Source organism: Ferruginibacter profundus (assembly GCF_054783275.1).
Window position 1 is genome coordinate 23,758 of record NZ_BAAGQW010000002.1, and the last position, 14,662, is coordinate 38,419.

The following is a 14,662-nucleotide window of genomic DNA, read 5'->3' on the forward strand; positions in this document are numbered from 1 at the left end:
TTGTAAAGCGCCAGTTTTTCCCGTTTACAAAAATTTATACTATAAAGAAACCGCCCCAGGAATAGGGCGGCTTCGTGTTTTAAAACCACTGAAAGCCTGTACCTGTTACAATACAGGCGGGAAACTTTTGAGTACGGGTTAAAGGAAATCGTTAGTATGTTCAAATACTGATCAGCGACTTCGTACCAACGAAGCAAGCCTTAGATATACTTCGTTGAGAAACAAAGAGAAAGTATTGTTAGTTAAAAAAACAGCGTATTTACCACGTTTTTGCAACCACGTAGTTATACGGGGTGGCAGGGTTATTAAAACCCAATTTCGAAGAGGCCATTCTTAATGGCAAATATTACCAGGCCGGCAGTATTGCGGCTACCGCTTTTTAAGAGCAGGTTATTGCGGTGCCCCTCTACGGTACGGGGGCTGATGAATAGTTTTTCTGCAATTTCTGTATTAGTGAACTCTTTGCACAGCAACGACAATACTTCTTTTTCCCTTGCGGTAAGTTCAATAGAAATATTATTGAGGCTGCGGATATCGCCGGAGCGGAACTGCAATGCTTTATGCATGGCTTTAAGCGTAACCGGGTTAAAATAAAAACCGGTTTTATACGCAGTGTTGATGGCGGTAACCAATTCTTCTATCTCACAATTTTTAGTAAGGTAGCCGCTGGCACCGGCTTCAATCATTTTGCCGATAAATCTTTCCTGGTCGTATACCGATAACACCAAAACTTTTATGGCAGGATATTTTTTTTGCAGGATATCATTCAACTCCACGCCATTCATTTCGGGCATGTGCATATCTATTAAGGCAATATCGGGTAACCGGCTGCTGTTGGCTAATTGTTCAATAAAAACTTTCCCGTTTTCTGCTTCGGAAAATAATGTAAACCCCGGCACCGAACGTATTAAACCTGCCAGGCCGCTTCTGAACAATTGCTGATCATCTACCAGTGAAATCAATATTTCGCTCATATTGTAATTGTTGCTTGTTGTGGTATTGTAATTTTAATAAAAAAACCTTCGCCTGCAGCTGTTGTTATTGCGCCGCTTGCCTGAATCATTTTAAGCCGGGCCATAATATTCTGCATCCCCATACCATTTTTTTTATCTGCACTGTTATCCATACCCTTGCCATCATCCTGGTATGTGATTACCGAAGCATTTTCTTCTGCAAAAGTTGTAATACTGATGTTTTTTGCACCCGCATGTTTTACCGTATTGGATAACAGCTCCTGCATTATCCTGAATATGGCCAATGCGGCCTGGTCATTTAATGTATCTAATTGTTCTCCCAGGCCATTTTTAAAATCTATCGCAATCACACCACCTGCAGCAAAGCCGTCAAATAATTCGTGCAAGGTATATTCTAATCCAAAAAGCTCCAGTCCCGGCGGCGACAGGCTGTGAGAAATAGTACGCACGGTGGTAATTATTTTATCGATCATCGGTTTGTATTCCGGTTTACCTTCTGCAACGGTAACGGTTTGCGCCATGATCATTTTAAGATTGGATAAAGAGGCCCCTACATCATCATGCAGGTCGCGGCCAATACGTTTACGCTCTTCTTCCTGCGATAAAAGAGTGGCATTCAGCAATTGTTCGCTATAGGCCACTTCTGCCTTTTGCATGGCTTCTTTTTGTGAAGCCACCCTGCGCTGGTATTTAAGAAAGAAGTAAACAAATGCAGCAGCAAGTATAAATGTACCCGTCATGGCAAACAGCACCAGTAAAAAAATATTGTCCGTTACTTTCTGCATAATACAAATCCAATGGTAAAGAAAATATACATAATAAAAAACAACACCGCATGAATATTCCAGAGTATTAAAAAATTGGCCGTGTTTAATTTTGTGATCAGTAAATTAGAAAATATAAACAACATAAATGCCCCGGAAAAATAAAGAAAAATGCCTGCGTTAAAAAAAAATCCGGGTTGTGATACTACTTTAGTTTCTGTGGCGGCCAGTTTGGCAAAATAATTTAAGGAAAGCAGGATGCATATAAAAGCTTCAATGGTACGGGTATAACTATTGTATTGAAAGATGCTTTGAAAAAAAAGCATGTTGGCAAAATTCACCAATACAAAAGCACCTACTAAAATATTAAACCATTTATTTTTCTTTTCAATATCCAGTATCGTTCGGTAAAAGTAAAAGAGCAACAGCATTTCTATAAGCGTAAACAAATGTATCAGTGGCAAATTGTTGATATGATACCCCCTGCCTAAAATGGTGCCGATGGTATTGACTACAGCAGAAATGACCAGGTACCAGAATATGGTTTTTGCATACAATTTTAATTTACTATAGTAAACCACGCCGGTGCCAATGGGTAATAAAATGGTGAGTGGCACAATTACCGAGACGAATACTTTACTAAACATACATTTTTATAAAGACAATAAAAGCGACTGCTATAAAACAGTACGCTTTTATTGAATAATAATCAAAAACTTAACTCTGAAACAGCGGACTGTTAATATCACAAATCTGCGGGCATGGGCTGGTAAGATCGTAAATAGTACTTTGCTCGGTTGCAGTAGCACCATCAACTCCCGGGATACTTAATATATCATTACCTAAAGCATCTACCGGTACAAGTATAATTTTAAGTGTTGAAATATCGCCGGGTATCTCCATTGCAAGATAGGCCCTTACTGAAGTGCACTTGTAAAATTCTGCCAGCTCGGTAATGTCTACCATCGGAATGTTAAAGGCCCTGATGTACTTGTCTGCAGGTTCGTAATTCTGAATGTAAGCACGCCAGTTAGTGGTAATGGCTTCTCCTTCTTTCAGGGAGATAGTATCCTGTGCTCCGGGAACGATTTGATTGTTCATAAAATGGGGGGTTTTATTAAATAAAACCAAATATAAGAAAGACCTGCTAACAAATGTTAACGATTTATCTGAAATATCTTAGCTATTTAGTTGCACCGTAATTTTACGCAAGCAGGTAAATCTGTTTATCTTTAACCGGCATAAATTATTTCCGCATAATATTTTACTTTAAAAAACACTGATGAGCATACGCTACCTGTTTAATATCATACTGTTCATTTCATTATACTGCCCTGCTGCATTTGCACAACCTGTTACCATTAAAGAAATAAAAAGTTTACCAGATAAAAAATACTATAACACAAAAGAGGCCACGCTCATTTATCCTGTAGTGATCACAAAAAACGCAGGCGCAGGTAAATTGATCAATGCTTTTATCAAATCAACCATTATTGATAAAGAAACTGAAGACAGCACCGTTAGTACCCGTCAGGGTTTAAAAGATATGGCTGCTAACGGAACCATCAATTTATCGTATGAAGTAACACTTAATAAGAATAATATACTCTCCCTGTATATTTTCCAGGAAGGCTGTAGGGCCTATTGTTCATCATGGAACACTTATTTTAATTTTGATACCCACACAGGTAAGGTAATTACGATAGAAGACATTATCAGCAAAAACAGCATTGCTAATTTTACAAAAATGGTATTGACAGATAAACAAAAAGCATTGACCCTATACAAGAAAGAAGAAAAAGAGGAACTGGACAGCAAAGTAATCGACTCCTCTGAATACGACTGGGCCATCACGGAAGTAGACGATTACTGTTATAAAAGTGTTGACATCTCTAACTTTTCTTTATCTGAAACAGGTATAGCTATTATGGATGGTTGCGAATTGCCCAATGCGATCAAATCGCAATCCCCTTCTTATAATTTAAATTACCTGTACTCTACCCTCGCCGGATCACTACAACCCGGATTAAAAAAGCGTTTATTACCTTCCTTAAAACCAGCGAACTAGTGTTACCAGTAAGACCTGTTACTATTTTAAAAACCGACTTGCTGAGGCAGGTCAACGTCAAATGTGACTAAAGTCACATAACGGGCAGTTTTCACATTGTAGTTTTGTGTTGTAATCAAAAAGATAAAAGCCGTTTGTTTGCAGCTTTATTTATTCCATTTGCCGGCTTTGATCTTTTATTGTCAACTATTGTAAACCTAAAATAAATTACAATGAAAAAAAACATGGGCTCTACCGACAGAATTACAAGACTGTTAATTGCAGCCGTTGTTGCAGTATTGTATTTCACCAATGTGATAACAGGTACCCTGGGCATCGTACTATTGATCATTGCCGGGGTATTTGTATTAACCAGTGTGATCAGTTTTTGCCCGCTGTACACCATATTGGGCATCAGTACCTGTAAAACAAAAACTCCTTAACCATGGCACAGCACGAAATAGAAACCCAATGGATGGGTAAAATGCAATTTAATGCATTGGTAAACGGACATACCATTATTATGGATGCACCGGAAAGAGTGGGTGGCGAAGATAACGGCCCTATTCCCAAACCTTTTGTACTTACTGCACTTTCAGGCTGCACCGGTATGGATATTGTTGCCCTGCTGCGTAAAGCCGGCAAAGAAGTGCAGGACCTGAACATTAAAGTAACCGGCGAACTGAGCAAACAGCAACCGATACAATATATTGCCATACATGTGATTTATGAATTTAGAGGCGATAAGGCTTTTGAAGATGCGGCACTTGAAGCGGTTACGTTATCGCAGGAAAAATATTGCGGGGTTAGCCAGATGCTGAAAAAAGCATTACCGGTAACCTGGGAAGTAATGTATAATGGCGTGTGTATATTTAACAATAAAATACCTGAAGCGTTGATTGCTGAAAATTAAAAGCATGCCAGACTTTATAAAAAAACATTTGCTTACCATTATTGGAATTGCACTGGGCGCTATAACCGGTTATATATACTGGCGCAATATCGGCTGCTCATCAGGCACCTGCTTTATCACATCAAAACCTGTGAATGCAACGCTGTATGGCGCTTTGCTGGGCGGATTAATTTTCAGCCTGTTTACCAATAAAAAAATAAAACCAGACCAGGATGATAAACACAATTAAGAATTTATTTGGCATGGGCAGTAAAACTGATTATGCCCAATTAGTAAAAGAAGGCGCTGTTATACTGGATGTACGCAGTAAAGGCGAATTTGAAAGCGGCCACATTAAAGGGTCGCTAAATATTCCTGTTGACCAGTTGCTCAGCAATCTTTCTAAATTAAAAGATAAAGAGCAACCCATTATTACCTGTTGCGCTTCGGGTATGAGAAGCGCTTCGGCAAAAAGCCTGTTGATAACAAACGGGTTTACCAAAGTATTTAATGGCGGTGGCTGGAGCGGTTTACAAAATAAATTGTAAGATATTTTTATTAATTTCAGGTGTACAATATTTGTCACGTGAACGGATTTCCATTTATTGGTGCAGCACATACCAAAACATTTTTAAGAGTTGCCATCGGATTGATCATGGTATCGCATGGCATTGCCCGCTTATCAATGAATACCGTAAGTGAATTGGGTGAACTGTTAGATAACAAAGGTTTACCTGCAGGCATTTTTTTTGCCTGGGCCATAACCATCCTTGAAATTTTAGCAGGCCTTATTTTAGCATCCGGTCACCTGGTACGCATCATCTGCCTCTGGTTTATGCTGCAACTTATTTGCGGTATCATTTTAATACATGCTGATAATGGCTGGTTTGCAGCAGGCTCACCAACCGGTGTGCATTGCTGATTGTATGCCTTATTGTAATTGCAGCCAATCATAAAAAACACCGTGAAGCATAAGCAATACCGCAATAAAAAAGTGCAGCAATTACTGCTGCACTCCGATTATGGGTTTATTAGTTATTAAAATCCAAAATATTGCTTCGCATTATTGTAGCAGATATCCTCAATCACTTTTCCTGTCCACGCAATATCATCAGGTAATTCTCCATTTTCAATTTCTTCGCCAAACATGTTACATAATAAACGACGGAAATATTCATGCCTTGGAAAAGACAGGAAGCTTCTGCTATCAGTTAACATGCCCACAAACTTACTCAGCAAGCCCATATTGCTAAGCGCATTCATTTGTTTGGTCATACCATCTTTCTGATCGAGGAACCACCAGCTGCTGCCATACTGTACTTTACCTGCACTGCTGCCATCATTGTAATTGCCGATCATGGTAGCCATCAGTTCATTATCAGCAGGATTAAGATTGTATAAAATGGTTTTCGCTAACTGATCGGTAGTATCTAATTTATTCAAAAATTTAGCCAGCGCTTTAGCCTGTGAAAAATCACCGATACTGTCCCACCCGGTATCGGGGCCCAGTTGCGATAACATTCGGGCATTATTATTTCGTAATGCGCCTAAATGATATTGCTGTACCCATCCTTTTTCACAATCCCATTTGGCAAATTCAATCAGCATGGCCGATTTTATCTTATGATTTTCTTCCAGGCTTAATGTAGAGCCTTTTCTTATTTTGTCAAAAATGGTATTGATCTCTGCATCCGTATAATCTTCTGCATAAATCTGTTCCAGCCCGTGATCAGAAACGGAAGCCCCCATGGCAGCAAAAAAATCATGACGTTTTTTTAATGCATTTAAATAATCACTGTAACTACTTACCGAAACATTGGCAGCTGCTTCCACCTTATTTACATAATCATTAAAAATGGCCGCATCATCTACATTCATGGCTTTATCGGGGCGAAAAGCCGGACGAACTGCCACAGGACAATTATCTGCTGCAATCTTTTTATGAAATTCTAAAGTATCAGTAGGGTCATCAGTAGTGCATAATGTTTTTACATTCATCTTTGTAAGTAACCCTCTTACACTATAGGCTTTGGTTTGCAATAAAGCAGTGGCTTCATCATAAATCTCTTTTGCAGAATCTGCATTTAAAATTTTATCGATATTGAAATAACGCTGCAATTCCAGGTGCGTCCAGTGGTATAAGGGATTACGTAAAGTATAAGGTACAGTTGCAGCCCATTGCTGAAATTTTTCAAAATCGCCGGCATCACCGGTACAATATTTTTCATTGATACCATTGGTACGCATGGCCCTCCATTTGTAATGATCGCCATACAACCATACCTGTGTAAGGTTGGCAAAGTTCACATCATTCGCAATCTGTTCGGGTGGTAAATGATTATGGTAATCAATTATGGGCATTGATTTGGCAAACTCATGATAGAGTGTTTGCGCTGTTTTGCTTTGCAGCAGGAAATTTTCATCTAAGAACCTTTTCATAATATCTGTGATTAATTAACGCAGTTTTTTATAAATAAATGTTCAGTAACCGATGCTCAATGTTCAATACTCAATAAAAACGCATAGCTTTTTACTTTTAACTTCTTTGCTGCAAATGAAGCTATGTAGAAAGAATACACTGTTTTTTCATTGAACATTGATAGTTGAAAAATTGAACACTGAATATTTGCATTTTGTTACTATACCACCTGCTTTCTTTGTTTAGGATTCAGGTCGCTGAAAGCGCCCGGCTCTTATAAACTCACGCCTCTCTTCCACGGAATAAAATCATCCTGGTTCAGCAGTACTGCTTTAGGAATAATTTCTCCGCTGGCAGCTTTAATGCAATATTCTAAAATAGCTTCACCCATTTCTTCAATGGTTTTATCGCCTTCCACCACCGGGCCACAATCAATATCAATGATATCATTCATGCGCCTGGTAAGGTTGCTGTTGGTACTCACTTTTATGGTCGGGCAAACAGGGTTACCCGTAGGTGTACCCAAACCCGTGGTAAATAAAATCAATGTTGCGCCGCTTGCCGCTTTACCGGTTGTTGCTTCCACATCATTGCCGGGAGTACACACGAGGCTTAAACCGGGTTTGGTAGCAGGTTCGGTATAATCCAGTACATCCACAACCGGTGATGTACCGCCTTTTAATGCAGCACCATTACTTTTTATAGCATCGGTAATTAAACCATCTTTAATATTACCCGGCGAAGGGTTCATATAAAAACCACTGCCCACTCTTTCGGCCTGCTCGCTGTAAGTACCCATTAAGTGCATGAATTTTTTTGCAGCCGCTTCATCAATGGTACGGTCAATTAAATTTTGTTCGGCACCACATAGTTCAGGAAATTCTGCCAGCAAAATCTTTCCGCCTAACGCTACAACTAAATCACTCAGGTAACCTACAGAGGGATTGGCACTGATACCGCTGAAACCATCGCTGCCACCGCATTTTACGCCAATGCATAATTTAGATAATGGGGCAGGCTTACGTTCCAGTTTATTAATTTCAATTAAACCTTCAAATGTTTTTTTAATGGCTTCTGCAATCAATTGCTCTTCGCTTTGCGATTGTTGCTGCTCATAAATGTATAAAGGCTTGTCAAAGTTGGGATTGAGTGTTTGCAGGTCATTTTTAAAATCAGCCACCTGTAAATTCTGGCAACCTAAACTTAACACGGTTACACCTGCAACATTAGGATGATTAGCATAAGACGCCAGTAATTTACTGAGTATACCTGCATCCTGCCTTGTACCACCACAACCACCCTGGTGATTTAAAAACTTTATACCATCTACATTTTTAAAAGTGCGGTTAGCTGCAGGAGAAGGCGGTGTAGAAAAAATATTTACGCTTTCAATATCCTGTCCGTTCTTATACGCATCAATTAACTGGTGGGTGTATTGTTTGTAGCGGTCAGTAACGGCATAGCCTAATTCGTTATGTAACGCTTCTTTTATCACATCTAAATTCCTGTTTTCACAAAATACCGTGGGAATAAATAACCAGTAATTAGCTGTGCCCACATCGCCGTTGCTGCGGTGGTATCCATTAAATGTTTTGCCTGCATATTTAGAAACGTCAGGCGGCGTCCATTTAAAATTGGTATTGCGGTAAAAATAGGGATCAGCAGCATGCTTGATGTTTTCTGTATTCATCCAGCTGCCTTTAGCAATAAAATGTTGCGCCTTGCCCACCAGCACACCATACATAATTACTTTGTCACCTTCATTCAGATCTGTTGTAAAGAATTTGTGTTTTGCTTTTACGTCATCCTGTAAAACAAAAGTTTCGCCACCAAATTCAATGGTCTGCCCTTTTTTAAGATCCGTTAATGCCACCAGCACATTATCTATTGGCTTAACTTTTAAAACCTGTTGCTTCATTATAATTTTAAATTTTTACTTTCTCGTTTTGAATTACTTCCAGCATGCCGTATTGTAAAATATCTTCCACATCCTCTGTTACTTTTTCTGCAAAGCCGGGGATAGCAGAAAGATCGGCATTCCATAAAGACGCATTACTCAATACATTTTTTACCAGTTGCTGAACCGGGTAATTTTTCCACTGTTCAAAGAAATAACCCGCTTTAGGATCTTTAATAGGATAATCTGCTCCGTTAAAGTTACCATAATAAATTTCATTATCCTGTTTTACTGCTTTCATAAATACCAGGTAAGCGGCAAAACCCAGGGCCATATTTTCCGGAACTGATTTATACAATTCCGCATAACGCAGCAATACCTGTGCTATCCTCATTTCTAATTTAGAAGTATAGTTCAGGCTGATATTGATCCAGTGATGTTCGATGCTTGGATTGCGGAACCTGTCTAACACTTTTCCTGCAAAAGCCTGTGCATCTTCCTGTGGTAATTCATACGGAATTGCTTTTGCAATTTCATTGGTCATTAATTCCTTTACAAAATTTGATATCACCGGGTTATCCATGGCTTCTTTTACCGAAACAATGCCTGATAAAAATGCAACAGCGCAGCTTAAAGAATGCGTACCATTTAATAAACGTAATTTTAATTCTTTAAACACATGAATATCGGGGGTGATCACCACACCTTTATCTGCCTGGGCAAATGATAATACCGAAGCGATCGCTTCGCTACCTTCAATAGCCCATAAGCTGTACACTTCACTCATGGTGATCAGGTCATCCGTATACCCCAATTCATCTTCCAATGCTTTTTTAGCAGCGGCATCGGGTTTACCGGGAACGATCCTGTCCACCAGTGAATTACAAAAGTGATTGTGTTTTTCCAGCCATTCAATAAAATTTTCTTCCAGCCCGTTTAAATGTGCCAGTTCCAATACAATCGCTTCTAATTTTTTTCCGTTATCACTGATCAGTTCAGTAGGCACAATTACCATTCCACATTGGTCGCTGCCATCAAAGGCTTTATATCTTTCGTATAAAAAAGCCAATAATTTTCCGGGATAGGAAACGGGCGGGTGATGCTTGATATCATCTTTCACCAATTCAATACCTACTTCGGTGGTATTGGAAACAATGATCTCCATATCAGGATTGTGGGCACATTTTAAAATAGCATCCCATTCATCTTTTGCAGAAAGCACACGGCTGATGGCAGAGCAAATAACATTTTCTGAAACCGCCTTTCCATCTTCCAATCCACGAATGCACAAAGTGTACAGGCCATCCTGTTTTTCAAAGGCAGCAGCATCGCCGCCACTGGTTGATTTTACTACAACGATCCTTCCGTTGAAGATGCCCTGGCGATTGGCTTTATCAATAAAATAATCGGGTAACCCACGCAATAAAACGCCGGTACCAAATTGCAATACTTTTTCAGGCAGGTCAAAAATTCCATCAGGTACGTTTTTACCCTGTATATTTTTTAAGGTGAATTTAGATAGTGTCATTGTTTAAAATTTTATTTACCGCTACTTTATTTACTTTTTATACTTTATTTACTTCAGCTACTTTACTTCAGCTACTTTACTTACCCTTTACGCTTCATTTACTTTTTCACCTTCCACTTCTCCAGCCATTTCGGGTATTCTGTATGAATCAGGTTTTCTGGCCATGTGCCATACCAGGAATAACCAATACGGCGCTCATTCTCCACTTCTGCAATTGTTTTTTTAGGCTGACTGTCCCTGCCGGTAAAAAAAGGTTCATTGGTTTCCAGGTTGTAAAATCTTGCCCATATTACAGCGTTATCATCCTTTACCAATACTCTATCCCTGCCACTGGTTTCATTCGGTGCTTTAACTTCTACAAAATTATACCCGGCAATTTTTACTTTTTCAAACCACTCCACAGCAGCAGTAACAGCCGTAATAATTTCTTTGGAAGGATTGGGTTGCTGCATTAAAAAACGTACGATGCCAACAGATTCACTGCCACTTAAAGAAGCTAATTCAAACTTTCTTGCTGTTTCAGGCTGTAATGTTCTGGCATTATACTGTGCACACCATGCAGTAAGTTTTCCTTTTTGTTTTATTTGCGTTTTAATAATACAATCAATGCCTTTCTGAATAGCGGCATTACATTTTCCGGTGTAAGCTTTATCAATCACATCAAAATCATTTTTACCCAGCACTACATTCTGCAATACATTCAGCACATTCACCATAGCATTATCATTGTACGTGATCTGGCTGCGGTAACTGCTGAAATCGGGATAATATTGCGGCCAGCCGCCATTGTCATATTGGGCTTTTAATAAATACTCAATCCCGTGTTCGGCGGCTTTAAGATAAGCCTCGTTCTTATAAGTTTTATATGCTTTTACCAGGTACCTGATCTCTTTTGTAGTGGCTTCATTGTCTATTGTTGCATCAATACCTTCTTCATAACCGCTTCTCAATTCTTTTAATTCCACATCATTCAATACTCGTTTGTAATCTACATTTCTGTTGCCCTGGAAATGTTTTGGCCAGCCCCCGTTTTTGCGTTGATAGATCAGCATCTTATCTGCAATCGGATCTGATACCGTTTTTGCTTCAGCATCAGTAGCACTACCAACAGCCAGACCAGTAGCAGTAGCTGCCATTGCAGCTGATTCTTCCTTATTTTTTTCGCCTTTTACCGGGTCCCATTTGTAATCATACACCCAGGCCTCGTTAAATTCATTGATACCAAAGTCAGCAGGCAGGTTGTCTTTATACCAGGTATAGTCTTTACCGCCTTGTCTTTTACAATTGTAGTAATATACTCTCTTGCCCCATTTCAATGTGTCTTTAGCATCTTTTGAAGTCACTAAATATATCTCAGCATCAGCCATGTTTCCAGAGAAATTACAATTCAGTAAATAGAATTGTGCGTCTTTATGATAGCGGCCTAATTTATAGCCATCATCACCGGTAAAACTGCAATTTAATAATACTGTTTTTGATGTTTTCACATCGCTGCCGTCATGCCATATTGCAGCATTATTATTGTGGCAGATAAAAGTACAGTTTTCTGCCAATGCCCATCCACGTGGACAATAAAAATCCACTCCGCCTTCCATCACACAATCTTTAAAATAATACATGCCTTCCCAGGTATTCCATGGACTTACCGTATCGCCACCATAGGCTCTGAAGATACAGTTCTTTACTTTTAACCGGGTAGATTTAAAAGAGCGCAATGCCATTTGATGCCCGCCCGGCTTTATCACTTTGGTATTGCCACCTTCCTTAGCACAAACGATCTCTTTATCCGCCTTTGCATCTTTACCATAACTGTTGATGAAAGATAAATTTTCCAAAGTGATATCATTACCCTGTAAGTTGATGGCTGCAGTTCCATAATCATCTTTATTGCTGCAACGCCACTCTTCTCTTGCCTGCGAAATAGTGACCACCGTACTTTCCGGATTTTCTCCACGCAGTGTAATGAAATTTTTCTCCAGGAAAAGTTTTTCATTGTAGACGCCTTTCCTAATAAAAATAACACGTTGTGTCTTATTATCTTCCCCGGGTAAACTATTGATCGCTTCCTGTATGGTTTTAAAATTACCGCTTCCATCCTGCGCTACAGTAATTACCGTTTGCGCCATACCAGACTTTGCAGCTATTACTGCAACAAGAATCAATACCAGTTTTTTTATGTTGTTCAATTTATTTTTTTGATTGCGTTAATAACCATTTTACCAGGTCCTCTGCTGCCTTATAATTCTCGTATTCAGAAGGTAATTTTCTACCGTCGGCATACTCGTTGTATAACCAGGGATCTCCCACTGCCAATACTTTTCCTTTTCCAAAATTTGCAGTGGCGATAATTACATCACCTTCTTTTACAGCATTGGCGGTTGCAGGAGATTTTATTTCCAGTGCACTGATCTCTTTTAAATACATTTTGCCGGGAGATTTAAACACCGGGTTATTGGCTCCCGGATACACCACCCCCTGTTCAAAAATATCATTCTTCACCATGTTCAGGCTTTTATCAGTAAACCTGATACCAAAAGCACCGGCTAACAGGTTGAAGTGTTGCAGGTCGCAATTGTTGCTGTCGTTGGCCATTAATAGTAATGTACCGCCTGCCTTCACCCAATCTGTGATTACTTTTACATCGTTTGCTGTAACAAAATTCGGCTTAGGGTTATCTCTTACATGATCGGGGTCAACAATAATGTATACCGAAGATTTTTTTAAATTAGCAGCAGTGGGTGCCACATCCAGTGATGCCACCGAAGCTCCGTACCTTTCAATGATACCCTGTAAAGTGGTAAAGCCGGAATTGCTTTTTTCATCCCACACATAATGCCAGTATATTTCAGTACCCGTAACATCTTTCTTTTTTTCGCTGTTGAACCAGCGATCTAACATTACTGTTTTGCCTTTACCAACGGATTGTGTTGGTACCTGCGCCATTTCATTGGCAGCCAATAAAAATGCTCCCATTCCTTTGGGATCATTGGTTATCACGGGTTCACTCATGTAATAATTAAAGCTTCCATCACGGTAAGGGCTACCCCCAAGTCCGCTTACTTTTACTGTGCCTGTTAAAACGGTTTGTCCATTTTCTTCTTTTATAAATTGTTTTAAAATTCCTTCATAAGCCTTTTTAGCAATGGCAATTTTTGCTGCGGGCAAATATCCTTTACGCACCCCTTTTGCAATAGCGTAGGTAAACTGGCAGCTTGCGCTGGCTTCAAAATAATTTTTTTCTTTACCCGGGCCGCTGTAATTCATGATATCATACCATAAGCCTGTGGTTTTATCCTGTTGCTTTTCTACCGCATTAACCAGCCTGTTTAAAATATCTACCAGGGCTTTCCTTTTGGGATGCGCTGCAGGAAAATAATCCAGCACATCTACCAATGCATCACTATACCAGCCCATTGCCCTTGCCCAGAAAAGCGGCGATGCACCCGTTGTTTTATTGGCCCATTGCTGCTGTTTGCTTTCATCCCAGGCATGGTATAATAGTCCGGTTTTAGTATCTCTTGCATGTTTTTCCATCCAGATAAACTGGTTGGCAATATCATTAAAAGCACTGTCTTCGTGAAATAACATAGCATACTCTGCATAAAAAGGTTCTCCCATATACAAACCATCCAGCCACATCTGATTGGCATACACTTTCTTGTGCCAGAAGCCACCTTCGTTTGTTCGTGGGTGTGATGCCAGCTGGCTACGCAATACATCAGCAGCTTTTTTATATTTCTCTTTTCCAGTAACGCGGTAAAGCAACATCACCAGTTTACCATTGTTCACCATATCAATATTATAATCTTCCTTATCGTAGTTTTTTATGGTGCCGTCGTCTTTAATAAAGTAATCCATCTTTTTCTGGATGGCTTTAAAGTACTCTGCATTACCCGTATTTTGCCAGAGGCCTTCAAAGCCCTTCAGCACCACGCCCATATCGTAACTCCATTTGGTAGTGCTGCCAATGGGAACAGTATCTTTCCATATATTTAAAACTGTTGCAGCCAGTTTTTCGCCGGGTGTTTGCGCCATTCCATTTACTGAAACTGCCACTAAAAGAATCAGAATTATTTTTTTCATAATTAAATTCCCTTCGGGAAATATTTATTTTTTGTGACGAACATTTTTTATTGATCAT

General features: G+C 39.5%; 15 protein-coding genes. 6 read left to right on the forward strand and 9 right to left on the reverse strand.

Translation table 11 applies throughout. The features are described 5' to 3' along the window. Positions 1-305 precede the first annotated feature (305 nt). The 4 genes from ACYVM0_RS10235 to ACYVM0_RS10250 all read right to left on the reverse strand — a co-directional run bounded on the left by ACYVM0_RS10235 (position 306) and on the right by ACYVM0_RS10250 (position 2,839). On the reverse strand, positions 306-974 hold the full coding sequence (locus ACYVM0_RS10235; protein ID WP_460556431.1) for a response regulator transcription factor: 669 nt from the start codon (positions 972-974) through the stop codon (positions 306-308). After that, a complete protein-coding gene (locus tag ACYVM0_RS10240; protein ID WP_460556434.1) occupies positions 971-1,759 on the reverse strand; it encodes a sensor histidine kinase in 789 nt (262 codons plus the stop codon). The genes ACYVM0_RS10235 and ACYVM0_RS10240 overlap by 4 nt, the downstream gene beginning before the upstream one ends. Beyond that, positions 1,747-2,385: a hypothetical protein gene (locus ACYVM0_RS10245; RefSeq protein WP_460556437.1), complete on the reverse strand. Its 639-nt coding sequence runs from the start codon at positions 2,383-2,385 to the stop codon at positions 1,747-1,749. Before ACYVM0_RS10245 ends, ACYVM0_RS10240 begins: the two co-directional genes overlap by 13 nt. A 70-nt stretch (positions 2,386-2,455) precedes the next feature. Then, the gene (locus ACYVM0_RS10250; RefSeq protein ID WP_460556440.1) at positions 2,456-2,839 is read right to left on the reverse strand and encodes a hypothetical protein; all 384 of its coding nucleotides are present in this window, start codon (positions 2,837-2,839) and stop codon (positions 2,456-2,458) included. A 181-nt stretch (positions 2,840-3,020) separates the two neighbouring features. On the opposite strand from ACYVM0_RS10250, the gene ACYVM0_RS10255 reads away from it, so the two are divergent. The 6 genes from ACYVM0_RS10255 to ACYVM0_RS10280 all read left to right on the forward strand — a co-directional run bounded on the left by ACYVM0_RS10255 (position 3,021) and on the right by ACYVM0_RS10280 (position 5,599). Then, entirely contained in the window at positions 3,021-3,806 is a 786-nt protein-coding gene (locus ACYVM0_RS10255) for a polysaccharide deacetylase family protein (protein ID WP_460556443.1), read from the forward strand. A 212-nt stretch (positions 3,807-4,018) separates the two neighbouring features. Beyond that, positions 4,019-4,228: a YgaP family membrane protein gene (locus ACYVM0_RS10260; protein ID WP_460556447.1), complete on the forward strand. Its 210-nt coding sequence runs from the start codon at positions 4,019-4,021 to the stop codon at positions 4,226-4,228. 2 nt (positions 4,229-4,230) lie between these two features. Beyond that, complete coding sequence (locus tag ACYVM0_RS10265; RefSeq protein WP_460556450.1) at positions 4,231-4,698, forward strand: OsmC family protein; 468 nt, start codon at positions 4,231-4,233, stop codon at positions 4,696-4,698. Positions 4,699-4,702: 4 nt separating this feature from the next. After that, on the forward strand, positions 4,703-4,927 hold the full coding sequence (locus tag ACYVM0_RS10270) for a DUF6132 family protein (RefSeq protein ID WP_460556453.1): 225 nt from the start codon (positions 4,703-4,705) through the stop codon (positions 4,925-4,927). After that, the gene (locus tag ACYVM0_RS10275) at positions 4,911-5,225 is read left to right on the forward strand and encodes a rhodanese-like domain-containing protein (protein ID WP_460556456.1); all 315 of its coding nucleotides are present in this window, start codon (positions 4,911-4,913) and stop codon (positions 5,223-5,225) included. The genes ACYVM0_RS10270 and ACYVM0_RS10275 overlap by 17 nt, the downstream gene beginning before the upstream one ends. Positions 5,226-5,263: 38 nt before the next feature. After that, complete coding sequence (locus tag ACYVM0_RS10280; RefSeq protein WP_460556459.1) at positions 5,264-5,599, forward strand: DoxX family protein; 336 nt, start codon at positions 5,264-5,266, stop codon at positions 5,597-5,599. A gap of 116 nt (positions 5,600-5,715) precedes the next feature. Here the strand turns inward: ACYVM0_RS10280 and uxaC are convergent, their stop codons facing one another. The 5 genes from uxaC to ACYVM0_RS10305 form a co-directional block, all read right to left on the reverse strand. Continuing rightward, positions 5,716-7,116, reverse strand: a complete 1,401-nt coding sequence (gene uxaC, locus ACYVM0_RS10285; RefSeq protein ID WP_460556462.1) for a glucuronate isomerase — start codon at positions 7,114-7,116, stop codon at positions 5,716-5,718. A 254-nt stretch (positions 7,117-7,370) separates the two neighbouring features. Continuing rightward, a complete protein-coding gene (locus tag ACYVM0_RS10290) occupies positions 7,371-9,014 on the reverse strand; it encodes a UxaA family hydrolase (protein WP_460556466.1) in 1,644 nt (547 codons plus the stop codon). 7 nt (positions 9,015-9,021) lie between these two features. Further along, positions 9,022-10,521, reverse strand: a complete 1,500-nt coding sequence (locus tag ACYVM0_RS10295) for a tagaturonate reductase (RefSeq protein ID WP_460556469.1) — start codon at positions 10,519-10,521, stop codon at positions 9,022-9,024. Positions 10,522-10,619: 98 nt separating this feature from the next. Beyond that, a complete protein-coding gene (gene pelA, locus ACYVM0_RS10300; protein ID WP_460556473.1) occupies positions 10,620-12,707 on the reverse strand; it encodes a pectate lyase in 2,088 nt (695 codons plus the stop codon). A gap of 1 nt (position 12,708) precedes the next feature. Then, complete coding sequence (locus ACYVM0_RS10305; protein WP_460556476.1) at positions 12,709-14,604, reverse strand: glycoside hydrolase family 88 protein; 1,896 nt, start codon at positions 14,602-14,604, stop codon at positions 12,709-12,711. Between the last annotated feature and the right edge of the window lie 58 nt (positions 14,605-14,662).